This is a genomic window from Amycolatopsis sp. NPDC104775, assembly GCF_055583325.1.
Genome location: NZ_JBVJOE010000008.1, coordinates 377,267 through 399,541, shown reverse-complemented (window position 1 = coordinate 399,541; position 22,275 = coordinate 377,267). Strand labels below are relative to the sequence as shown.

The window sequence follows — 22,275 nt, the reverse complement described above, 5'->3', positions numbered from 1 at the left end:
CGGGCACCCACGACAGTCGCTTTCAGCCGATCAGTTTGGACAGTCCGGAGCCGTTGAACGAACCCCAGCCGGTCGTCTGGTCGTAGCCCTTGCCGGCGGAGAAGCCGGTGGTGCCGTTGAAGGTGTTGTTGCCGGTGGTCACATCGTGGAAACCGGAACCGTAGGAGGAACCGTTGCCGATGCTGTAGAACTTCGCGTTCAGGTTGCCGAGCCCGCCCTTGTGGACCTGGTTCTGCAGCGCCGCGAAGCCCGCCCACAGCGGAGCCGCGCCCGAGGTGCCCCACACGTTCCCGGTCTGGCCGCCGGAGATGATCGTGTACGCCGAACCCTGCGCGGCGTCCGCGGCGACGTCCGGGACCTTGCGCTTGGTCGTGCTCTGCTTCGACTGCCACGACGGCGCGGCGAAGATCGTCGAGATGCCACCGCCGCCGGCCCCGCCGGAAGCACCGTCATTCCACGTCGTCTCGCTGCTGTAGCCGTTCGACGAGTTCACCGTCAGCTGCGTGCCGCCGACGCCGGAGACGTTCGGGCTCGACGCCGGGAAGTCCACGGCCTGTGCCTTGCTGCCGGTCTGGCGGGCGCAGTCGGTGGTGCCGTCGTCGCCCGCGGCGGCGAAGTAGCTGATGCCCTCCGCGGTGCCGGTCGCCAGCGCCTTGTCGACGCTGTTGGCCGCGGCCGAGCCTTCCGCCGCCTCGCACGAACCCCACGAGATCGAGACGACGCTGACCTTCTTGTCCGACGCGATCTTCTGGTACATCGCCAGCTCGCCCGCGTTGGAGTTCGGAGCCTCGTACACGTAGTCGTTCGCCGGGGCGGCGAGCGCGTGCACGACCTCGATGTCCAGGTCGACCTCGGTCTCGCCCTGGCCGGGGCTGGAGTCGTAGTTGGCTCCATTGACCGAAACCGTGCTGACCGTGCCCGCCTTGAGGCCGTACTTCGTGTCGTACGCGGTGATGTCGGACTTCTTGTAGCCGTCGAACTCCACGAAGCCGACGTTCACGCCCGCGCCGGTGGCGGACATGCCGCTGGTGCCGTACGCGGTCTTGAGGATGGTCGGCGTCACCGGCTTGACCGTGCGCGGCGCCTGCTGCGGCTTCGCGTGGTGCTTCACCGCGTGATTGTCGAGGCCGACGACCGAATCGACCACTGAGGACACCGAAGCGGGCAGTTCCGGAGCGGAGTCGTTCGCGTAGAACTTCCGGCCGGTGACGGTGTCGGTGTAATTGCCAATACGGGTGTGGAAGGCCGATTCCAGCTGTCCGGCAGTCGCCGAGAAGGTGATCGCCTGCCGGTTTCCGGAAACCTCAATACCCTGCGCGCCGCTGCGCTTAAGGAAATTGACCGCCTGATCGGCCTCGGCCTGCGTTGGGCCAAATGCAGCAGTGAACTGCTCCGGCGAGAGGAATCGGTGATACTGCGGCGAAGCCGGGTCCTGCACGTCGGCGAGGAAGCGGGCCAGCGCCTGCTGGTTGTGCAGCTTGAGGGACAGGGCGGCGGGAATCTGCTGCTCAGCGGCGACGTCGCCGGACCGCGCGCTGGCAGCGAGCGGTGCGGCGTTGCCGGGAAGGGCGACCAGCGGATCGGCGTTCGCGACACCGGCCACGGACAGGCACAGCAACGCCGGCAGCGGAACCGCGGCGGCGACAAGCTTGCGCAAGCGCATGAGAATTCCTCTCGGAAGGCGGGGGCCCGGGGCGGCTAAATCGCGGTACCGACCCGTATCACCGACCCTAAAAAACCGTCCGAACCAAAGAAACCTACTTTTGGCTGACCTTATCCCGGTTGGTTTGTTTTCCACTTGCGCTATTGATGACTGATTCCCGCCGCGATGTCCCGCCGAATCCGGAAACCATCGGACGTCGGAAGGCGGATTCCGCGGACAATCCGGACCCCTTGCGCTCACGCCCGCACTGTGCTCGTCAAGCAAAAAAGGGAACCTTGCCGGAATTGGAATTACCGGCGAGGTTCCCTTCCTGAATGGACTAGCGCGTCAGCCCTTGACGAGTTCGGCCCATTCGCGCACGGCGGCCGCGTCCACCGGAGCGTCCCAACCGGACGGACGAACCGCGCCGCCCACGTGGAAAGCGCGCACCCCGCCGGCCCGCAGCAAGTGCACCTGCTGCGCCCGCAGGCCGCCGCCGACCAGCAGCGCCGGGCCGTCGGTCCGCCGCGCCAGCTGTTGCAGCACCGGCAATCCACTCGCGACACCGTTCACGTGCCCCGCCGCCAGGACGGTGTCACAGCCGAGCTCGGCGAGTACGTCGTACGCGGCGATCGGGTCGCGCGAGCGGTCGATGGCCCGGTGGAACGTCCACGGCCGCCCGTCGATCTCCTTCAGCAACGCGCGGCACGCCTCGACGTCGACCTCGCCGTCCTCGGTCAGGAAGCCGAACACGAACTCCTGCGCGCCAGCGGACACCAGCCGCGCCGCCGAGGCGCACAGCTCGTCGATCACGCGGGCGTCGAAAGTGTTCTCCGCGCGCAGCATCACGCGCACCGGCAGATCAGTGGCAGCGAGCACCTCGCGCACCGTCGCCTCGCTCGGGGTCAGCCCGTCGCTGGCCATGTCGGCGACCAGTTCGAGCCGGTCCGCTCCGCCCTCTTGCGCCCGCTCCGCGTCCCGCGCGCCCAGCGCGATCACTTCCAGCAGGGCGGTGTTCGAACTCATGCCTCATCCGTTTCGATCCAGTGGCGGGGTCTCTTCCCCCCTGGCGTGCCTGCCGCGCCGGAAACCGCCTTGCAGGCTCGTCATCCGGGCGCGCACCGCGTCGGGGGAAAGCGAGAGTATCGGCCGCTGCTCCGGCTCCGCGGCGGGGCCGCCGGTGACGTCGGAGACCCGCAGGAACGGCCAGGTGTCCTCGGCGCCGTCCTCTTGTTCCAGGTGCTCCGGCGTCGGCCATTCGGGGACCGCCTCGTCCGGGTCCTCGGTCGGAAACTCCGGCGGCGGCTCGTAGGCATGCCGCGGCTCAGCGGCCCGCAGCTCGGGTTCTGGCTCGGGTTCAGGTTCCGGCTCGGGCTCGAACGCGGGCACCTCCGGCATCGGCGCGACCACGCGCGGTTCCGGGGCCACCGGTTCCTCCACCGGCGCAGAGAGATCGAACCAGCGCGAGAGCACGTCGCGATAGGCAGGCATCCGGTCCGTCGGCGCGTCGATCTCCAGATGCGACCGCGACGATTCGACCGGCCACGACGGCGCCTCCTCGACCACCGGCGCGCGCCGCAGCGGACCGGCGTCGTCGAGGGTCGGCGCGACCAGCTCGACGGGTTCCTCCGGTTCCTCGGCCGGGGCCAGCGGCGCGAGCGGGGCCAGCAGCTCCGGTTCCGGCGCGGGTTCCGGTTCGACCGGCGGGGGCGGCTGCGGCAGCGGCGGCGCTTCGGTGATCAACGCCGCGGGCACGACGACCGTCGCGGTGAGCCCGCGGCCCTCGGCCGGGCTCAGCTTGACCGCGATGGCGTGCCGTTCAGCCAGCGTCGCGACCACGAACAGGCCCATCCGGCGCGACACCTCGACGTCGACCTCCGGCGGATGCGCCAGCCGCGCGTTAGTGCGGTCGATCTCCGCCTGCGGCATGCCCGCGCCGCGGTCGGTGATCTCGATCCGCCACGCCCCGTCCGGCGTCCGCGCGCTCTCCACGGTGACTGGCGCCTGCGGGCCGGAGTAGCGGGTGGCGTTCTCCAGCAGCTCGGACACCACGTGCACCAGGTCGTTGACCGCTTCGCCGCGCACCGCCAGCGCCGGGGCCGGGCCGATCTCGATCCGCTGGTAATCCTCCACTTCGGACAGTGCGGCCCCGATGATCTCGTCGGCCACCACCGGTCCGCTGTCCTCGCGCACCAGGTCGGTGCCCGACAGCACCAGCAGGTTCTCGCTGTTGCGCCGCATCCGGGTGGCGAGGTGGTCGAGTTCGAAGAGGCCGCCGAGAGTCTCCGGGTCCTGTTCGCCCGCCTCCATCCGGTCGAGCACGGACAGCTGCCGCTCCACCAGGTCCTGGCTGCGCTGCGACAGGTTGACGAACATCGCGTTCACGTTCTCGCGCAGCATCGCCTGCTCGGCGGCCAGCCGGACCGCCTCGCCGTGCACCGCGTCGAACGCTCGAGCGACCTGCCCGACTTCCTCGCGGGTGAAGATCGGCACCGGCGCGACCGCCGCCCGGTGCCGCAGGTTCTCCGGAGCCGGGTCGGGCTCGGTGAGCAGCCGCTGCACGGCCTCGGGCAGCCGATGGTCGGCGACCTCCAGCGCGGTGCGCCGCAGGATCCGCAACGGCCGCAGCAGCGAACGCGCGATCACCACCGACAGCACCCCGGCGACCAGCAGGACGCCGATGACGATTCCGCCGTCCCAGATCGTCGACGCGCGGGCGCTGGCGGCGAGCGCGTCCGTTTTCTCCTGGAGCTGGACGAGCAACGCCTGCTGCACCTGATGGGCGAGATTGACCGTGTACGTCGACGCGGTGTCCCACTGGTCGGCGTCCAGGCCGGAGAGCGGCTGATTGTTCTCCGTCCGCGTGAGCGCCGACTCGACCATGTCGTTGCCGATGTCGACGACGATGCCGATCACCGTGTCCGAGTACATCCGCTGCTCGTCCGGCGTGGCGAAGGTGCGGTAGTCGTTGCGCGCGGCCGCCAGCTCGGCCTCCGCGCCGAGCAACGCGCGCGTCCGGTCCCGGTTGAGCGTGCCCTGCGCGATCGCCTCGGACAGGATCGCGCGTTTGACCGACATCTGGTCCTTGATCCGCGCGAGCGCGTTCCCGGCCAGCCGCAGCCGGGCCAGATCGGGTTCGGTGACGTCGGCCGCGGCGGTGTCGCTGATGTCGAGCAGGCCGGAGATCAGCTCGCTGTAGGAGCGGAGCACCGCGTCGGCCGGATACGCGGAGTGTTCGGCCGAATACCGAAGGCCGCCAAGCACTCTCAGCCGGTCGTCGCTCTGCTGCAGGTCGGCCGCCGCGGACCCGTCCAGCCGCGGCTTGCTGTCGGCGAGCGACCGCTCGAACGCGCCGATCGCCAGGTCGACGCGGGTGCGCTGGCCGACGAGGACGTCGGTGGGGCCCTTGCGGTCGCCCGCGACGAACCGCACCGTGACGTCGCGTTCCCGCTGCAGCTGGTGCACGACCTCGGCGACCGTCGAATCGACCCGGCAGCGGGCGGCGAACTCGGCGAGCTGGCGGGCGTCGCGCAGGTCGCTGTTGACCCGCAGGCCGACCAGCACGACCACGGCCAGCGCCGGGATCAGCAGGACGACGAAGAGCTTGGTGCGCAGCCGCCAGTTCCGCAGCCGCCAGCGGCCGCCGACCGGACGCGAGGCAGCCGGATCCGTCGCGTCACCCGAACGGGGACGGTCGTCGCGACGGGTCACCTGTGCTTCCTTTTCCACCGCGGGAACCTCTGCCCACGGACGTCCTCGGGCTCCAGCCGGAAACTACCGCTTGGTAGTTCCCGGAGAAAATGATCGGGAAGCCACCCTGGCGGGGGCACAGCCCTGCGGGCGATCGTATGGGCAGCGGCCCATACGATCCAGCACGAGGCAGAGATTCTCCCGGCAGGGGATGGCACGTGAAAGCGACCGGTCTGAGGTTTGCGCTGGTGGCGACCTTGTTCGCACTCAGCGGCTGCTCCATGTTCGGATCCAGTGACGCCGGACAAGCACCACCGCCGGAACGCGCGACGCTGCGGGTCGGCGTCGCGAGCCCGATCGACACCGCCCCGCTGCGGATCGCCGTCGCGGCGGGAAAGTTCCGCCAGGCAGGGCTGAATGTCCAACTGGTGGAACTCGGCGACAGCGACGGCGTGGACAAACTGAAAGCCGGACAGGTCGATGTGACGTTCGGCAGCGACGTGTCGCTGTTTCGCGCCGCCGCGTCCGGCACCGCGCTGCAACTGCAAGGCGAGGCGTACTCCTTCGGCCGCACCACTATCGCGCTCGTCACGTTGCCCGACTCCGACTACACCGAGCCGACCGCGAAAAAGTCGCCGAAAATCGCCGTGGACTCCCCCGACGACATCGGCGCGCTCACCGCGCGTGCCGTCCTCGGCACCGCGGGCGTCGACAAATCGAAGATCGAATTCGTGACCCGGCCGTTCGGGCAGATGCCCGCCGCGCTGCAGTCCGGCGACGCCGACGCGGCGCTGATGGTGGAGCCGTACATCACCCGCGCGGAGAAGGAGCTGGGCGCGCGGGTCCTCGCCGACGGCTCGACCGGCGCGACGCTGGATTTCCCGGCCTCGGGCTACGCGGCGACCGGCCAGTTCGCCGCGGCGAATCCGCGCACGCTGACGGCGTTCCGGAGCGTCCTCACCCAGGCCCAGCTCGCCGCGTCCGATCCGGCGAAAGTGCGTGACGCATTGCCGACGTTCTCGGACATCGACCAGACGACCGCCGCGCTGATCTCGCTCGGCAGCTATCCGACGACGCTGTCGGCGACCCGGCTGCAGCGGGTGGCCGATCTCATGCACAGCTCCGGGCAGCTCGCCAACCGGCTGGACGTGGCGGCGATGCTCCCGAACGCCTTGTGAGCGCTCAGATGCTCGCGCCGGTCGGCTGCAGGCAAATCGTGCGCACCGGCGGCCCCGCGTAAACCAGCGACAGGTCCTTGTCGCCGCAGCTGGACGCCGACCGCGTGCCGTCGTGCACGACTGCGCGAGCTTCCGCCTTGGGGTCGTCGCAGGCGACCTTGCCGACCTTCGACTCGTCCGAAACGTCGCGCACGCACTCGCCGGACACGACGTTCAACGCCAGGCAGAGCGTCTGCGTCGGCCTGCCGCTGGTGCTGCGGCCCGACGAGTAGAGCTCGAACCGCACGTAGTCCTCGCCCCGGCAGGAGGACCGGCCGGTGGCGACGGCGTCGACACGGTAAGTAGCGGCCCGGTCGGAGCAGTCCGCCCCGGTGTAGGTCTGCGTCTCCGAGCCCAGCGCCGAGAGGTAGAGGCAGCTGCCCGCGACCGGCGGCCCGGCCGAGCGCAGGACCGCGGCGAATCCGAACGCGCTGAGCGTGCCAAGGCCGAGTGCCACGACGACGAGGGCGGCGAAGAGCCCCTTCTGCTTGCCCGACACCCGCTTCGGGCCGCCCGGCACCGGCTGCCGCGGGAGCGGCTGGTACGGGTTCGCGGCCGGCGGCACGCCGAACGGTGGTGTGGTCACTGGGTCCCCTCCCGCGGCTTCGTCCCGCCATCTTGGCATCCCCGGGCCGCGGGCCGGGAGGGAACGTATAAAGGAGAGGTGACTGATGGCCCCCTGATCGTCCAGTCCGACAAAACCGTGCTGCTCGAGGTCGACAATCCGCGTGCCGACGACGCGCGGATCGCGATCGCGCCGTTCGCCGAACTGGAACGAGCGCCCGAACACGTGCACACCTACCGGATCACGCCGCTCGCCTTGTGGAACGCGCGCGCGGCCGGGCACGACGCGGAACAGGTGGTGGACGCGCTCACCACGTACTCGCGCTTCCCGGTGCCGCAGCCGCTCCTGATCGACGTCGTGGACGTGATGGGCCGGTTCGGCCGGCTGCAGATCGCCAACCACCCGGCGCACGGCCTGGTCATGACCACGACCGACCGCGCGGTGCTGGAAGAAGTCTCGCGCAACAAGAAGATCAGCCCGATGCTGGGCGCGCGGATCGACGAGGACACGGTCATCGTGCATCCGTCCGAACGGGGGCGGCTCAAGCAAGCGCTGCTCAAGGTCGGCTGGCCCGCCGAGGACCTCGCCGGATACGTGGACGGCGAAGCGCACCCGATCGATCTCGCCGAGGACGACTGGCACCTGCGCGACTATCAGCGAAAGGCGGCGGAAGCGTTCTGGGCGGGCGGCTCCGGCGTCGTGGTGCTGCCGTGCGGCGCGGGCAAAACGCTGGTCGGCGCGGCCGCGATGGCGCACGCCAAGGCGACCACGCTGATCCTGGTCACCAACACCGTCGCGGGGCGGCAGTGGAAACGCGAACTGGTGGCGCGCACGTCGCTCACCGAGGACGAGATCGGCGAGTACTCCGGGGAAAAGAAGGAGATCCGGCCGGTCACCATCGCCACCTACCAGGTGGTCACCCGCAAGACCAAGGGCGAATACCGGCACCTCGAGCTGTTCGATTCGCGCGACTGGGGCCTGGTCGTCTACGACGAGGTGCACCTGCTGCCCGCGCCGGTGTTCCGGATGACCGCGGACCTGCAGTCGCGGCGGCGGCTCGGGCTGACCGCGACGCTGGTGCGCGAGGACGGGCGCGAGGGTGACGTGTTCTCGCTGATCGGCCCGAAGCGGTACGACGTGCCGTGGCGCGACATCGAGGCGCAGGGCTGGATCGCGCCGGCGGAATGCACCGAGGTGCGGGTGACGCTCACCGAAAACGAGCGGTTGCAGTACGCCACCGCGGACTCCGACGAGCGGTACAAGCTGGCCGCCACGGCGATGACGAAAATCCCGGTGATCCGGTCCATTGTGGACAAGCACGCCGGCGAGCCAACCCTGGTGATCGGCGCGTATCTCGACCAGTTGGAGATGCTGGGCGCGGAGCTGGAAGCCCCGGTGATCCAGGGTGCGACGAAGAACAAGGAGCGCGAGGAACTGTTCGACAAGTTCCGTCGCGGAGAATTGCGCACGCTGGTCGTGTCGAAGGTGGCGAACTTCTCGATCGACCTGCCGGAAGCGTCGGTGGCGATCCAGGTGTCCGGGACTTTCGGCTCGCGCCAGGAAGAAGCGCAACGCCTCGGGCGGCTATTGCGTCCGAAGGGCGACGGACGGCAGGCGCACTTCTACTCGATCGTCTCGCGGGACACTGTGGACACGGAGTACGCGGCGCACCGGCAGCGATTCCTCGCCGAACAGGGGTACGCGTACCACATTGTCGACGCGGAGGACCTGCGGCGACCGCTGTGAATCACGAACCGAGGTAACGGAGAACGGCGAGCACGCGGCGGCTGTAGCCCTTTGTTTGCGGCAGATCGAGCTTGTCGAAGATCGCGTTCGCGTGCTTCTCCACCGCACTTTGCGAGACGAACAGCAGCGTGGCGATGCTCGCGTTCGTATGGCCCTGCGCCATTTTCTCCAGCACGTCGCGCTCGCGCGGGGTCAGCCGGGCGAGCGCGTCCTCGTGTGACGTGCGGGCAACCAGCCTGCGCACCACCTCCGGGTCGAAGGCCGCGCCACCGGCTCCGACCCGGTCCAGCGCGTCGAGGAAGTCGCCGACTTGCGCCACCCGGTCCTTGAGCAGGTAACCGACGCGTCCGCCAGCACCGCCGATCAGCTTGGCGGCGTAGCGTTTCTCGACGTATTGAGACAGCACGAGCACTCCGGTGTCCGGCCAGCGTTCCCGGATTTCGAGTGCCGCACGCAGTCCTTCATCGGTGTGGGCAGGCGGCATGCGGACGTCGGTGACGACTACGTCGGGCTGGTGTTCGGCGGTCGTTTCGATGAGCTTTTCCGCGTCGCCGACCGCGGCGACTACGTCGTGGCCTTCTTCCGTCAGCAGTCGCACGAGGCCTTCCCTGAGCAAGGTCGCGTCCTCGGCCAGGATCACTCGCACGGCAGCGTCACCCGCACAATGGTCGGCCCGTTTTCGGGGCTCTGGACGGAGAATTCGCCGTCCAGAGCCGCCACTCGCCTTGCCAGGCCCGATAATCCGCCACTCGCGCCGACTTGCGCGCCGCCGTGGCCGTCATCGGTGATTTCTGTCAGCAGCTTGGTTTCTTGCTGGCGGACGTCAATGATCACTTTGTTGGCATTGGCGTGTTTGGCGGCGTTGGTGACCGATTCGGAAGCCACGAAGTAGATCACTGTCGCCAACTCCGGCAAAGGATCGTCGATGGCGTAACGAAGCTCGACCGGTATCGTCGCGCGTTCGGCCAGCGATTCCAACGCGGCTTCAAGCCCGCTTTCGTCAAGCGCGATCGGATACACGCGCCAGCTTACTTCTCGTAGCTCGCGCAGCGCTTCCTGCGATTCTTCATGCGCCTGCCGGACCAGCTCAGCCGCCCGTTCGGCGTCGCTCGCCCGACGCGCCCGGCCAAGCAACACTCCCAGCGCGACCAGCCGTTGCTGCACCCCGTCATGCAAATCCCGCTCGATGCGGCGGCGCTCGCCGTTGACCGCCTCGACCACTTCGCTTCGAGTCGTCGCCAGCTCGGACACCCTGCGGCGCAACAGTTCCTGACTGCTCGGACCGAAGAACCGCCGCGCCAGCCGACGATCAAGCGCGGCCGCACCGATCAAGCCCTGTCCACAAAGGAATACCGCGAGCGCGCCGAGGACCACGACGGGGAGCCAGTCCAGCAGAGTCCCGTCTTCGGACCCACCTGGAGCCCGCCCGGCGACCAGTTGGACAAAGTAGAACGCCCCGGTCGCGACGCCCGCGCCGATGCACACCCACACTCCCAGCGCGAGAAGCCCGGTCAAGGCGCGGGGAACGAGGTACTGCAGGGCGCGGCGGCCGTCGTAATCATCGCCATTCTGTGCGTCGAAGAATCGCTGCAGCCTGGCGCGTTCGGTTTCGGCGAGCCTGCGTGCGCCGCGGAACACCTGCGACCGCGCGGAAGGGATGGCGAGAAGCGGCGCGGCGAGGGCCAGGTACGACACCTCGATGAGCGCCGTCAGCGCACCTAGGCCGACGCCCACCGTCCGGCGCAGCACTCGCGGTTTGTTCACATTGGCCAGGCTAGTCAGCTCAACGGGCGCGACGTACTGTGGTTTTCCGCATTTCTCCGGGTGGCCGACAGCAATGTGTTGCGTCCCTTGGCTTTCTACTTTCGACGGTGTTGCGCTCATCGTTGAAAGGACTCCCGTGCACCTCTCGCTCGCCGCCCCCGCCCTCACCGGACTGGCCGGATGGGCCGTCGGACTGATGGACTCGCTCGGCGGCATCGGCGCCGCGATCGTCGTCGGCCTGGACAACCTGTTCCCGCCGATCCCCAGCGAACTCGTCCTCCCGCTGGCCGGATTCTCCGCGAGCCGCGGCACCTTCAGCCTGGCCGGAGCCCTCTTCTGGACAACACTGGGCTCGCTGGCCGGCGCCGTGCTCGTCTACTGGCTCGGCGCGCTGCTCGGCCGCGACCGATGCCGAGCCCTGCTCAGCCGCCTGCCGCTGATGAACGCCGCCGACTTCGACCGCACCGAGGCATGGTTCGCCCGGCACGGCGGGAAGGCGGTGTTCCTCGGCCGGATGGTGCCGATCTTCCGCAGCCTGATCTCCCTGCCAGCGGGCGTCGAACGCATGCCGTTCGGCCGGTTCCTGCTGCTCACGACTGCGGGCAGCCTGCTGTGGAACACCGCGTTCGTCGTGGCCGGGTACCTGCTCGGGGAGAGCTGGTCGCTGGTCGACCGGTACGCGTCGGTGTTCCAGTACGTCGTGCTCGCCGCGGTGGCGATCGCCGTCGGCCTGTTCGTCGTGGTCCGGGTGCGCCGCGTCTCCCAGCGCTGACCCTTTCTTCCCCTCGACCTGGGCTTTCCCTAGGTTCACTCGAACGGATGAGCGAGTGGCGCCCTGGAAATTGTCGGTGGTTCGAACTACTGTTCGATATGCAGGCACCGAACACCAGTTCGAGGGGAAGCTCATGACGATCGCACCGTTCCGCCCCGGCCTCGGGGCACCGCCGGTCCAGACCTTGCCGCCAGGGCGCTGGCACGGCCGGATCTGGGTGTCGGAGGAGCCGCTCACGCGGCCGCAGCGGTACCTGAGCTGTGTCGCGGAGTTCGAGCGGTCCGGGCTGTGGCCGGTCCTGGTCCCGCCCGACCAGCGGTTCGCCGCCCGCGGCGAAGACTGGCTGGACGACCGCGGCCGCCTCGCTCCCGCTGGCCACCGCATCGACAACGCCGACCCAGCCGAGGTACTGGCCCGCTGGTGGGACGGCTCGTGTTGCGACGGCGCCTGCCTGCGCCCCTTCGGCACCCGCTTCCCCGGGCTGGCGAAGCGCTCGCACCGCCGCTCGGACCCGCTGGCCGAAGCAGGCAACACCGGCTCGATCCTGGCCGCCCGCACCCCGCACCGGCTGGGCCTGGTCCAAGCCGACCGTCCGGCAGACGTCCCGGCCCTGATCGGCTGGACAGGAATGATCAAGTCGACGGACCAGGTCGCGGAACTGTCAGCGGTCCTGCGCAGCTGGGAAGATCGCTTCGGCGCGACCCTGGTGACGCTGGGCTTTGACTCGCTGGAGCTGTCGGTCTCCGCCCCACCCCGCACCCACGCCAGGGCCCTGACGGTGGCCGCCGAACACCGCGCCTTCAGCCTCCCCACGTACCTCGCCCAGCCAGGAAACCTGCGGGAGTACGCGACCTCCCTGGTACAGAGCCGCCGGTGGCGATTCTCATGGGCTTGATTCTCGTGGGCTTGACGCAGTGAGGAGGTGCGGGCTGCGCGGCCGAAGGCGCCGCAAATTCCGCCGATCCCGCGACGGATCCGGCAGCCTTCGCCACCAGTGCGGGGCTTGGCGAAGCTGGCGGGCTCGGCGGATACGGCGACGTTGAACGGTCTGGCGGGCACTGGCGACCACGACAGCGCTGACGGACGCGGCGACGTTGACGGGCCGGGGCGGCGCTCGCGGGTACTGCGGCTCTGGCGGACGCGGCGGCTTTGGTGGGCACGGCAGCGTTGGCGGGCACGGGAGCGTTGACAGATTCGCCGGGCCTGGCAGTGCTCTCGGATCCGTCGATGCCGCAGAGTCAGCGAACTCGTCGAGCCCGGCGAAGCTGACAGGCCGTACCGCCATGACGAAGCCCAGCGACACTTGCGAATTTGTCGGGTGGGACAGGCCCGGCGGGTCCGGTGGAGACTCACGGAGTCCAGCGTCCCCCGTGCAAGCGCGGTGTCGTTCCTCTATCCGCAGCGGGCGCTGACCTGCTCGCGTGCCCGGCCTGGCACCAGCGCAGCCGAAGAGCAAGGGCGTCCGGCAGATCCACCGGCTTTGCCGATTCACCGCGGCCACAACGCGACGCAACAACAACCGTCTTCGGGTCAAATGCCAACGGCCGCAAGCATCACGCCGCTAATCACTCCAACGCCGCAGCCGCCGCGCGCAGATCCCGCAGTGCGGCCACCGCGTAAGGCGCAAGGCCGCCCTCGCTGTCCCGCTCAGCTTCGGACCACTGCGCATAACCCCGCTTGAACGCCAGAACCCCCAGCTCAGCCGCGAGATGCGCGATCGCGTCCGGAACTCCCCGACCGACCAGTGCGGCGGACATCGCGGCCGCGAGGCCCACGTTCTTGAGCGCGTCCCGTTCCTGAAGCTCCGTACTGGCCGCCACCGCGGCCTTGAGGCGCGGGCCGAGCTCCCGATTCGCTGGCCCCATCGCCCCGGATGCGCGTTCGAGGCCCGCCGCGACCGCTTCCAGTGGGCTGGCTTCCGCGGGTGCCTCGGTGATCCCTTCGGAGAGCAGTCGGCTCAGCGTCTCCTGACCGGCGACCAGCAGCTCCCGCTTGTCGGAGAAGTGCCGGAAGAACGTGCTCTTGGTGACGCCCGCCCGTTCGGCGATCTGCGCGACGGTGGTGGCGTCGTACCCCTGCTCGGTGAACAGGTCGACAGCCGCCACGACTAGGCGCTGAGTCGTCTCCGGTTGCCATCGGGCCATGTACCCATCTTAGGTGACGAGACAAGAGTCCCATCACTGTGTATCGTGACGGGACAAAGGTCTCATCAATCAGGGAGTAGTCCTATGCAGGTTTTCGTCACCGGCGGTACGGGCACCATCGGCTCCGCGGTCGTTGCCGAGCTGCTCGCCAGCGGGCACACCGTTCTCGCGCTGGCCCGTTCGGACAAGTCCGCACAAGCCCTCACTGACGCCGGTGCCCAGGTGTTGCGCGGCCAGCTCGCCGACCTCGACGTCCTGCGCGCCGGTGCCGCACAGTCCGACGGCGTGATCAGCTTGGCGTTCGGCAGTGACTACAGCACCGATGAAGCACTCGCGCGGTCGATCGCCGAAGAGAGCGCCGCCATGACCACGCTGGGGGAAGCACTCGCCGGCAGCGACCGTCCGCTCGTCACCGTCTCCGGTACGCCTTGGGTCGCCGGTCGCGCCGCCACGGAGGACGATCCGCTGCCGATCGAAGGACCGGTGGGTGGACGCGCGCGCTCAGTCAACGCACTGCTGGCGATGTCTTCCCGCGGCGTGCGCACCTCCGCGGTCCGCATGCCGCGCACGGTCCACAACGAGGGCAAGGGCGGATTCGCCGGACTGCTCGCCGAGCAAGCACGCCGCACCGGCGTAGTCGGCTATCCCGGCGACGGCACCCAACGCTGGCCAGCCGTGCACGCCCGCGACGCGGCGGTCTTGTTCCGCTTGGCACTCGAATCAGCACCCGCCGGAACGGCCTGGCACGCCGTAGCCGACGAGGGCGACGCGGTCCGCGACATCGCAGCCGTCATCGGCCGGCGCCTCGGCTTGCCGGTCGAACCCGTGCCGCAGGAGAACTTCGGCCCGTTCGGCCCGATCTTCGCCATGGACCAGCCCGCGACCAGCGTCCGTACACGCGAAGTCCTCGGCTGGCAGCCCACCCACCCGAACCTGCTCGAGGACCTGGAGCACCTCCAGCCGTGACTCCCTGACTCACCACCACTTCTTCCCTCGCCGGGCGACAGTTTCTTGCCAGGCAACGAAGTCAGCCCCATAAGACGCACGTCCCTCTCACTAGGACATCTGTCCTAATACTTAGCCCAGCTGTCCCAAAAACTCGCGTCCGGACGGGTTTCCACAACCGTCCGGACGGGAATCCCTAGGCGGTGAGCGAGATCGGCCAGATCCGAGTGGGCACGTCCGGCTGGCGATACCCGCCGTGGCGCGGCGCGTTCTACCCCGCCGGACTGCCGCAGCGGCGCGAACTCGAGTACCTCTCCCGCCAGACGAACGCCGTCGAGATCAACGGGTCCTTCTACTCACTGCAACGTCCGGAGCGCTGCCGCGGCTGGCACGCCGAAACCCCGCCCGGGTTCCTGTTCGCGGTCAAGGGCGGCCGATTCATCACGCACCTCAAGCAGTTGCGCGACGTCGAAACCGCACTCGCCAACTTCTACGCGTCCGGCGTCCTCGCACTCGCCGACAAACTCGGACCGTTCCTCTGGCAACTCCCACCGCGGCTGGCCTTCGACCCCGACCGGGTCGCGACCTTTCTCGGCCAACTCCCCCGCACCACCAGCGAGGCGGCCACGCTCGGAGCGAAGCACGACGACAAGCTCAAGTCCGAAGCCTTCCTGGAACCGGGCCCCGACCGGCCGGTGCGGCACGCACTCGAAGTGCGCCACGAGAGTTTCACCACGCCCGAAGCACTGTCCCTGCTCAAGAAACACCGGGTCGCGCTGGTGACCTCCGACGCCGCCGCGCCGTGGCCGTACCGGGAGGACCAGACCACTGACTTCAGCTACGTCCGGCTGCACGGCTCGGACGAGCTCTACACCAGCAATTACTCCGACTCAGCCCTGCGCGACTGGGCCGCAAAGATCATCGAATGGCACGACGGCGGCCGCCGAGACGTGCACGTCTACTTCGACAACGACAGCAAAGTCGCGGCCCCGCACAACGCCGTCGCGCTCACCCGCCTGCTCGGCCTCCCCGTCGAAACCGACCCGGCACAGTGAGCGGACAGTGAGCGCACTTCGATTGGGTAGTGGTACGGGCCGCCGGTGGTCTACGTGCTGCCGCTGGGGGTCGGCACGCGGACCACCGCGCCCGCTGGCTTGAGGCGACCAACTGGGGGAACGTTCCGCCAAACGGCCGAACTGATGCTCGCACCCCATCCGCCTTGCCATCAGCCAGACCCGTGCCCAGCCATCCTGGCCGTTACGACGCGACCGAAGCCGCGGGCACTTAGCAGCATCGGAGTGGTCCAACCAATCGCGCCGCCTCGGTGCCTGCCTGGCACCTTCCTTACCAGCCGCCGACTGCGTTCGCACCGGCCCGCAGCAGAGTGGTCCAGCCCAGTTCCAGCCAGGACGCGGGCAGCCAGCAATCCCGAGTCACGGCAACCCAGTCAGCTGCGCCCTCGATTCGCATCCGGATGATCCGGCCTTGCCAGCAACCGGACCACGCGCAGCCAGCGACCCCGAGCCGCAGCGGCGCGGCACTGCGTGCAGTGCGGACAGCGCGATCTCGTCGCCATCGCGCCATCGGCCGAAGCTACTACCGCACCGACCCTGCAACTGCGCCCAAACCCGACCCGCGGCCGGATGACCCAAACTCGTCAGCAACCGGACTACACACAGCTTGCGGCCCCGAGCCGCAGCGGCGCGGCAATGCGGAGAGCGCAATCTCGCCGAGACAACGGGCCGAAACTACCCCCGCACCAACCCAGCCAACTGCGCCCAAACCGACCCGCGGCCGGATGACCCAACCTCGTCAGCAACCGAACCGCGCGCAGCCAGAGCCTTAAGCCGTAGCGGAGCGGCACTTGCAGAGAGCGCGATCTCAACCCGGCAACGGGCCGGAACTACCCCCGCACCAACCCAGCCAACTGTGCCCGTACCCGATCCGCGTCCGGATGATCCAGCCTCGTCAGCAACCGGACCGCGCGCAGCCAGCAGTCTCGTGCCGCGGCGGTGCGGCCGTAGCGCAAGTGGGCGGTGCCCAGTTCCGACAGTACATCCGCGGCCTCGTACTCCTCGTCCATCGCGAAGAACATGTCGACCGCTTCGGACAGGCACTCGATTCCTTCCACGTGCCGCCCCAGGCCGAGCAAGGCGCGAGCCCGGGCGGCTAACGAGAAGCGGCCCTGGGGGAGGTCGTCCGGTGGGACCAGAGCGAGCGCCTCGTCCGCGAGAGAAAGCGCCTGCGGGTAGTCGCCCATCATCGCGCACAGATCGCCCAAGGCGCGCAGGACATTCGCCTCCACCGAGGTGAACCCCAGCTCTCGCGTGATTTCCAGCGACCGCAGGCCATGCCGGTAAGCCTCCGGGAAATCCTCGATGTCCTGCGCGGTCATCGCCAGGTTGTATCGCGCCCGCGCCTCGCCCGGCAGCGAGCCCAATTCCAGCTGAACGGCCAGCGCCTGCTCCAGATATTCTCGCGCCAGCACGTAATTCCGGGCGACTCCCTCGATCACGCCGAGTCCATTGAGGATCGCCGCTTCGCCGTGCCGTTCGCCGGAATTCCGCGCCGCTCGCAGGCCGATCTCGAAGACGTACCGCCATTCGTCGACTCGCGCGCGTCCGGCGAAATAGGTGAACAGCGACCAGGCCAAGCGCCAGCATTGCGCGTAGCGGCCGATCCGGAAAGACCACTGGACCACCGAGATCAGGTTTCCGTGTTCCTCGATGAACCAGGCCAAAGCCCGGTGGAAATCCGGAAACTCCAGCGCACCGTCGGACGGGATCGGGCCGATTTCGTCCATCAGCTGGTTCGGGCGCATCGCCAGACCCGCGTTCCGCGCCGACGCGATGCACCAGTCGAGCAGTCGCGCGCTGGCCTCGGCGCGCTCGGTGACGTCGTCCTCCTGCTCGGACAATTCAGTCGCGTAGGCGCGAATCAGATCGTGGAACTGGTAACGGCCTGGCTTCGGCTGCGTGAGCAGGTGAGCCGAAACGAGCGTGTCCAGCGCGCCGCGAGTGTCCTTTTCGGACCTGCCATTGAGAGCGACTGCCATGCCAAGGGACAGGTCCGGGCCGGCGGACAGCGCCAGCAATCGCAGCAGCCGCGCCGCTGCCGGGCATAAAACCCGATAAGAATAAGAGAAAACTGTGCGGATATTGGTCTCGTCGCCATCGCCGAGGTCGAAGGTGCTCAACCGGCCGGCATCCGAGGGCAGCGCCGCCACGAACTCGTCCAGTGGCAGCCGCGGGAACTGCGCCGCGCGCACGGCGAGGATCCGGATCGCCAGCGGGAGCCCGCCGCAGTACTGCACGAACCGGCCAGCCGCGGCCGGGTCCTCATGCACTCGTTCGACGCCGATGGCCGACGCGAGCAGTTCCACCGCTTCTTCACTGTCCAATTCAGACAGAGCGATTCGCCGGGCTCCATGGGTCGCGACCAGTCCGCGCAGCTGCCAGCGGCTCGTCACCACGACCAGACATCCAGGGCCCGGAAGCAGCGAGCGCACTTGCTCAGTACTGTTCGCGTTGTCCAGCACTATCAACAGCCGCCGGCCAGTGGTGTAGGTACGCCAGGTCGCCGCGCGTTCGTCCAAACCGGACGGAATTCGGTCGGCGGGAACGCCCAATGCGAGGAGCATTGTCTCCAACGCGGCGAGCGGGGACACCGGCGCGCCTGGGCCGTAGCCACGCAAGTCCAGAAAGACCTGACCACCGGTGAACCGGTCGGCGATCTGGTGTGCGAAGTGGACGGACAGGGTCGTTTTCCCTTGTCCGCCCATACCTTCCACCGAAGCGATCGGCGTGGAGGTGCCATCGTCGAGGGCTTCCGGAAGCAACGCGCGCAGGGCTTTCAGGTCCGCGGCCCGACCGGCGAAAGCACCTAGGTCGGCCGGAAGCTGGTGCGGCACATGGGGTTCCAGCGGCGTCCGGAATCGCGTGCCCGCGTCCCCGCCCAGCACGAGCCGGTGTGCCCGTTGCAGTCCGGCGCCGGGATCCAAGCCCAGTTCCTCGGCGAGCAATCCGCTGATCCGCCGGTACACGTCGAGCGCCTCGGCCTGCCGCCCACAGCGGAGCAGCGCGTACATCAGCTGCTCGTGCGGCCGTTCCCGCAGCGGATGTTCGCGCGTCAACTGCTCCAGCTCGGGCACGACAGTGTCGTGCTCGCCGACTGTCAGCAGCGTCTCGGCCCACAGCTCACGGACGCGCGTGCGCTCTTCGGTGAGTTGTCCGACCTCGTCCCGGTGCAGCGCGTCCGACTCCACGTTCTGCAGCGCCGAACCTCGCCACTGCGCCAGTGCGTCCTCGAAATACCCCGCTGCCCGCCGATGCTCGCCTCGCTCCGCCGCGCTGCGGCCCCGCGCCGCGAACCGGCGGAACCGGCCGAGGTCCACCGCGTTCTCGTCGACTTCCAGCAGGTAACCACCGCGCTCGGTGCGGATCGACGCACCGTCGCCGAGCGCCCGGCGCAGCCGCAGCACGTACGTCTGCAGCGCACCCTTCGACCGGCGCTGGTCGTCGCCCCACAACCAGTGGCTGAGCACGTCGACCGACACCAGCCGGTTCGCGCGCAGCAGCAGTCCGGCGAGCACGATCAGCGGGCGGCTGCCGCCCAGCGGCACCGCCTGATCCCCGGCCAGCACCTCGGCCGGGCCGAGCACCCGGAAGTCGAGGCCGTCCACACTTTCCATTGTGGCGGTGAGACGGCCCCCGCGGCACCTCGGTTCCGTCGCCGCGGCGATGGCATGATCGGCAGTCATGCAGGTTTACGCGCTCCCGCTGCACACCCGGTTCCGGGACATCACCGTCCGTGAAGGGCTGCTGCTCCGCGGTACCGCCGGCTGGGGCGAGTTCTGCCCGTTCGCGGACTATTCGGACACCGAGAGCGTTCCCTGGCTCGCCGCCGCGCTCGAAGCGAGCGAAGAAGGCTGGCCCGAGCCGGTTCGCGACCGCATTGAGGTGAACACAACAGTCCCCATCGTGCCGCCGGAACGCGCGCACGAATTGGTCCGTACCTCCGGCTGCCGCACGGCGAAGGTCAAGGTCGCCGACAAACGCGCGACGCTCGCCGAGGACTGCGCGCGCATCGAAGCGGTACGCGACGCCCTGGGTCCGTCCGGCGCGATCCGGGTCGACGCGAACATGGCGTGGGATGTCGATACTGCCGTGCACGCGCTGGGCGAACTGGACCGCGCGGCCGGTGGACTCGAGTACGCCGAACAGCCGTGCCCCACGATCGACGACCTGGCCGCCGTTCGCCGCCGGGTGTCGGTGCGGATCGCGGCCGACGAATCGATCCGCCGCGCGGAAGACCCGTTGAAGGTCGCCGTCGCCGGGGCCGCCGACATCGCCGTGCTCAAGGTCGCGCCGCTCGGCGGAGTGCGGCGCGCGCTGGAGGTCGCCGAGGCGTGCGGGCTGCCGTGCGTGGTGTCGTCGGCGGTGGAGACCAGCGTCGGGCTGGCCGCTGGACTCGCGCTCGCCGGGGCCTTGCCAGAGCTGGACTTCGCTTGCGGACTCGGCACGATGTCGTTGCTGCGCGGGGACGTCTGCACCACCACACTGTCCCCTGTGGACGGTTACCTGCCGGTCCTCCGTCAGGCGCCAGAACCCGACGCCTACGCCGAATTCGCGGCGTCTCCCGAGGTCAGCGCGGCTTGGCTGGACCGGTTCGAGCGGGTCCGGAAGATCAGCGGATAAGGGAGACCTCAGGGTCGTATCTCCGGGGCGATCCCGGATGTGCGGCGCGCGCCGGTCGCGGAGTATTGCTGGCATGACGGACAACGTGCAGGCCGCACCGGCCAAGAAGATCTTCCGCAGCCGCTCCGACCGCATGCTCACCGGCGTGTGCGGCGGATGGGCCAACTACCTCAACGTCGACCCTTCGATGGTGCGCATCGCCGCGGTCGCCGGGGCCGTGCTCTCGGCCGGGGTGATCCTCCCGGTCTACGCCGCGGCGGCCGTCCTGACTCCCGAAGACTGAGCCCAGGAATGGGCGAAGCCCGGCCCACCGCGAGGGTGAACCGGGCTTCGCCGGAAAGCAGCCGAACTCAGAAGTCCATGCCACCCATGCCGCCGGACGGGTCGGCCGGAGCGGCAGCAGCCTTCTCCGGCTTGTCCGCGACGACAGCCTCGGTGGTCAGGAACAGCGCCGCGATGGAAGCGGCGTTCTGCAGCGCGGAGCGGGTGACCTTCGTCGGGTCCGGCACGCCGGCCGCGAGCAGGTCCTCGTACTCGCCGGTGGCGGCGTTCAGGCCGTGGCCCTGCGGGAGGGACTTGACCTTCTCCGCCACGACGCCGCCCTCGAGACCGGCGTTGATCGCGATCTGCTTGAGCGGAGCCTCGACGGCGACCTTGACGATGTTCGCGCCAGTGGCCTCGTCACCGGTCAGCTTCAAGCCCGCGAAAGCGGCCTCGGCGGCCTGGATCAGGGCCACGCCACCGCCGGCGACGATGCCCTCTTCCACGGCGGCCTTGGCGTTGCGCACCGCGTCCTCGATGCGGTGCTTGCGCTCCTTGAGCTCGACCTCGGTCGCGGCACCGGCCTTGATGACGGCCACGCCGCCGGCCAGCTTCGCGAGCCGCTCCTGCAGCTTCTCGCGGTCGTAGTCCGAGTCGGAGTTCTCGATCTCCGCGCGGATCTGGTTGACGCGACCCTGGATCTGGTCGGCGTCGCCGGCACCCTCGACGATGGTGGTCTCGTCCCGGGTGATGACGGCCTTGCGGGCGCGGCCCAGCAGCGACAGGTCCGCGTTCTCCAGCTTGAGGCCGACGTCCTCGGAGATGACCTGGCCGCCGGTCAGGATCGCGATGTCCTGCAGGATCGCCTTGCGGCGGTCGCCGAAGCCCGGGGCCTTGACGGCGACGGACTTGAAGGTGCCGCGGATCTTGTTGACGACCAGGGTCGCCAGGGCTTCGCCCTCGACGTCCTCGGCGATGATCAGGAGCGGCTTGCCGGACTGGATGACCTTCTCCAGCAGCGGCAGGACGTCCTTGACGTTGGAGATCTTGGAACCGAAGAGCAGGACGTACGGGTCCTCCAGCTCGGCTTCCTGGCGCTCCGGGTCGGTCACGAAGTAACCGGACACGTAGCCCTTGTCGAAGCGCATGCCCTCGGTGAGCTCCAGCTCGAGCCCGAAGGTGTTGCTCTCCTCGACGGTGACGACGCCTTCCTTGCCGACCTTGTCCAGCGCCTCGGCGATCAGCTCGCCGATGGTGCGGTCAGCGGCCGAGATCGAGGCGGTAGCAGCGATCTGCTCCTTGGTCTCGATCTGGACGGCGGCCTTGTGCAGCTGCTCGGTGATGGCCTCGACGGCCGCCTCGATGCCGCGCTTGAGCGAGATCGGGTCGGCGCCGGCCGCGACGTTGCGCAGGCCCTCGCGCACGAGCGCCTGGGCGAGCACGGTGGCGGTGGTGGTGCCGTCGCCCGCTACGTCGTCAGTCTTCTTGGCAACTTCCTTGACGAGCTCGGCCCCGATCTTCTCCCACGGGTCCTCGAGCTCGATCTCCTTGGCGATGGAGACACCGTCGTTGGTGATCGTCGGCGCGCCCCACTTCTTTTCGAGCACGACGTTCCGGCCCCGCGGGCCGAGGGTCACCTTGACGGCTTCGGCGAGGGTGTTCAAGCCGCGCTCAAGACCGCGGCGGGCGTCCTCGTCGAACGCGATCAGTTTGGCCATTGCGGTGTGGTCCTCCGGTATTGGGCGCCACCGCCGCGCTGTCTCCAGCGGCGGCAGCAGGACACGTCCTCGGCCAGGCTCGGTGCCCGCGACGGACGACTGACCGGTGGGTCAG

General features: G+C 69.0%; 17 protein-coding genes. 8 read left to right on the top strand and 9 right to left on the bottom strand.

Features of this window, described 5'->3' with window-relative positions; all coding sequences use genetic code 11:
* Window positions 1–22: 22 nt before the first annotated feature.
* From ACZ63D_RS32460 to ACZ63D_RS32450, 3 genes are all read right to left on the bottom strand, one after another.
* Window positions 23–1,663, bottom strand: a complete 1,641-nt coding sequence (locus ACZ63D_RS32460) for a S53 family peptidase (protein ID WP_465358156.1) — start codon at window positions 1,661–1,663, stop codon at window positions 23–25.
* Window positions 1,664–1,990: 327 nt separating this feature from the next.
* Window positions 1,991–2,668 carry a copper homeostasis protein CutC gene (locus ACZ63D_RS32455; RefSeq protein WP_465358155.1) on the bottom strand — a complete coding sequence of 226 codons (678 nt, stop codon included), beginning with the start codon at window positions 2,666–2,668 and terminating at the stop codon, window positions 1,991–1,993.
* Between the two features lie 3 nt (window positions 2,669–2,671).
* A complete protein-coding gene (locus ACZ63D_RS32450) occupies window positions 2,672–5,353 on the bottom strand; it encodes a sensor histidine kinase (RefSeq protein ID WP_465358154.1) in 2,682 nt (893 codons plus the stop codon).
* A 260-nt stretch (window positions 5,354–5,613) separates the two neighbouring features.
* On the opposite strand from ACZ63D_RS32450, the gene ACZ63D_RS32445 reads away from it, so the two are divergent.
* Complete coding sequence (locus tag ACZ63D_RS32445) at window positions 5,614–6,510, top strand: ABC transporter substrate-binding protein (protein WP_465358188.1); 897 nt, start codon at window positions 5,614–5,616, stop codon at window positions 6,508–6,510.
* A gap of 4 nt (window positions 6,511–6,514) precedes the next feature.
* Here ACZ63D_RS32445 and ACZ63D_RS32440 read toward each other — a convergent pair whose 3' ends face one another.
* Window positions 6,515–7,135: an LppU/SCO3897 family protein gene (locus tag ACZ63D_RS32440; RefSeq protein WP_465358153.1), complete on the bottom strand. Its 621-nt coding sequence runs from the start codon at window positions 7,133–7,135 to the stop codon at window positions 6,515–6,517.
* Between the two features lie 78 nt (window positions 7,136–7,213).
* Here ACZ63D_RS32440 and ACZ63D_RS32435 point away from each other — a divergent pair, with 78 nt between their 5' ends.
* A complete protein-coding gene (locus ACZ63D_RS32435; protein ID WP_465358152.1) occupies window positions 7,214–8,860 on the top strand; it encodes a DNA repair helicase XPB in 1,647 nt (548 codons plus the stop codon).
* Between the two features lies 1 nt (window position 8,861).
* Here the strand turns inward: ACZ63D_RS32435 and ACZ63D_RS32430 are convergent, their stop codons facing one another.
* Window positions 8,862–9,506: a response regulator transcription factor gene (locus ACZ63D_RS32430; RefSeq protein ID WP_465358151.1), complete on the bottom strand. Its 645-nt coding sequence runs from the start codon at window positions 9,504–9,506 to the stop codon at window positions 8,862–8,864.
* Window positions 9,497–10,744, bottom strand: a complete 1,248-nt coding sequence (locus ACZ63D_RS32425; RefSeq protein WP_465358150.1) for a sensor histidine kinase — start codon at window positions 10,742–10,744, stop codon at window positions 9,497–9,499. The genes ACZ63D_RS32430 and ACZ63D_RS32425 overlap by 10 nt, the downstream gene beginning before the upstream one ends.
* 76 nt (window positions 10,745–10,820) lie before the next feature.
* Here ACZ63D_RS32425 and ACZ63D_RS32420 point away from each other — a divergent pair, with 76 nt between their 5' ends.
* Entirely contained in the window at window positions 10,821–11,396 is a 576-nt protein-coding gene (locus ACZ63D_RS32420; RefSeq protein WP_465358187.1) for a DedA family protein, read from the top strand.
* A gap of 133 nt (window positions 11,397–11,529) precedes the next feature.
* Window positions 11,530–12,291: a DUF4253 domain-containing protein gene (locus ACZ63D_RS32415; protein ID WP_465358149.1), complete on the top strand. Its 762-nt coding sequence runs from the start codon at window positions 11,530–11,532 to the stop codon at window positions 12,289–12,291.
* 670 nt (window positions 12,292–12,961) lie between these two features.
* Here the strand turns inward: ACZ63D_RS32415 and ACZ63D_RS32410 are convergent.
* Window positions 12,962–13,540 (bottom strand): TetR/AcrR family transcriptional regulator, encoded by a 579-nt coding sequence (locus tag ACZ63D_RS32410; RefSeq protein WP_465358148.1) that lies wholly within the window; start codon window positions 13,538–13,540, stop codon window positions 12,962–12,964.
* 84 nt (window positions 13,541–13,624) lie between these two features.
* Between ACZ63D_RS32410 and ACZ63D_RS32405 the strand changes: the two genes are divergently transcribed.
* A complete protein-coding gene (locus ACZ63D_RS32405) occupies window positions 13,625–14,506 on the top strand; it encodes an SDR family oxidoreductase (protein WP_465358147.1) in 882 nt (293 codons plus the stop codon).
* A gap of 182 nt (window positions 14,507–14,688) precedes the next feature.
* Window positions 14,689–15,540: a DUF72 domain-containing protein gene (locus ACZ63D_RS32400; RefSeq protein ID WP_465358146.1), complete on the top strand. Its 852-nt coding sequence runs from the start codon at window positions 14,689–14,691 to the stop codon at window positions 15,538–15,540.
* A gap of 848 nt (window positions 15,541–16,388) precedes the next feature.
* Here ACZ63D_RS32400 and ACZ63D_RS32395 read toward each other — a convergent pair.
* On the bottom strand, window positions 16,389–19,175 hold the full coding sequence (locus tag ACZ63D_RS32395; protein WP_465358145.1) for an AfsR/SARP family transcriptional regulator: 2,787 nt from the start codon (window positions 19,173–19,175) through the stop codon (window positions 16,389–16,391).
* 67 nt (window positions 19,176–19,242) lie between these two features.
* On the opposite strand from ACZ63D_RS32395, the gene ACZ63D_RS32390 reads away from it, so the two are divergent.
* Together ACZ63D_RS32390 and ACZ63D_RS32385 are read left to right on the top strand one after the other, a co-directional pair.
* Complete coding sequence (locus tag ACZ63D_RS32390; RefSeq protein ID WP_465358144.1) at window positions 19,243–20,181, top strand: o-succinylbenzoate synthase; 939 nt, start codon at window positions 19,243–19,245, stop codon at window positions 20,179–20,181.
* Between the two features lie 73 nt (window positions 20,182–20,254).
* A complete protein-coding gene (locus ACZ63D_RS32385; RefSeq protein ID WP_037807882.1) occupies window positions 20,255–20,464 on the top strand; it encodes a PspC domain-containing protein in 210 nt (69 codons plus the stop codon).
* A gap of 67 nt (window positions 20,465–20,531) precedes the next feature.
* On the opposite strand, the gene groL is transcribed toward ACZ63D_RS32385, so the two are convergent.
* Complete coding sequence (gene groL / locus ACZ63D_RS32380) at window positions 20,532–22,160, bottom strand: chaperonin GroEL (protein WP_009083991.1); 1,629 nt, start codon at window positions 22,158–22,160, stop codon at window positions 20,532–20,534.
* Between the last annotated feature and the right edge of the window lie 115 nt (window positions 22,161–22,275).

Bases quoted from the DNA above. Each gene is read 5' to 3' on its own strand.
- ACZ63D_RS32390 (WP_465358144.1), top strand. From the start codon at position 19,243: ATGCAGGTTTACGCGCTCCCGCTGCACACCCGGTTCCGGGACATCACC.
- ACZ63D_RS32420 (WP_465358187.1), top strand. From the start codon at position 10,821: ATGGACTCGCTCGGCGGCATCGGCGCCGCGATCGTCGTCGGCCTGGAC.
- ACZ63D_RS32385 (WP_037807882.1), top strand. From the start codon at position 20,255: ATGACGGACAACGTGCAGGCCGCACCGGCCAAGAAGATCTTCCGCAGC.
- ACZ63D_RS32395 (WP_465358145.1), bottom strand. From the start codon at position 19,175: ATGGAAAGTGTGGACGGCCTCGACTTCCGGGTGCTCGGCCCGGCCGAG.
- ACZ63D_RS32460 (WP_465358156.1), bottom strand. From the start codon at position 1,663: ATGCGCTTGCGCAAGCTTGTCGCCGCCGCGGTTCCGCTGCCGGCGTTG.
- ACZ63D_RS32415 (WP_465358149.1), top strand. From the start codon at position 11,530: ATGACGATCGCACCGTTCCGCCCCGGCCTCGGGGCACCGCCGGTCCAG.
- ACZ63D_RS32405 (WP_465358147.1), top strand. From the start codon at position 13,625: ATGCAGGTTTTCGTCACCGGCGGTACGGGCACCATCGGCTCCGCGGTC.
- ACZ63D_RS32410 (WP_465358148.1), bottom strand. From the start codon at position 13,540: ATGGCCCGATGGCAACCGGAGACGACTCAGCGCCTAGTCGTGGCGGCT.
- ACZ63D_RS32455 (WP_465358155.1), bottom strand. From the start codon at position 2,668: ATGAGTTCGAACACCGCCCTGCTGGAAGTGATCGCGCTGGGCGCGCGG.
- ACZ63D_RS32445 (WP_465358188.1), top strand. From the start codon at position 5,614: ATGTTCGGATCCAGTGACGCCGGACAAGCACCACCGCCGGAACGCGCG.
- ACZ63D_RS32425 (WP_465358150.1), bottom strand. From the start codon at position 10,744: ATGAGCGCAACACCGTCGAAAGTAGAAAGCCAAGGGACGCAACACATT.
- groL (WP_009083991.1), bottom strand. From the start codon at position 22,160: ATGGCCAAACTGATCGCGTTCGACGAGGACGCCCGCCGCGGTCTTGAG.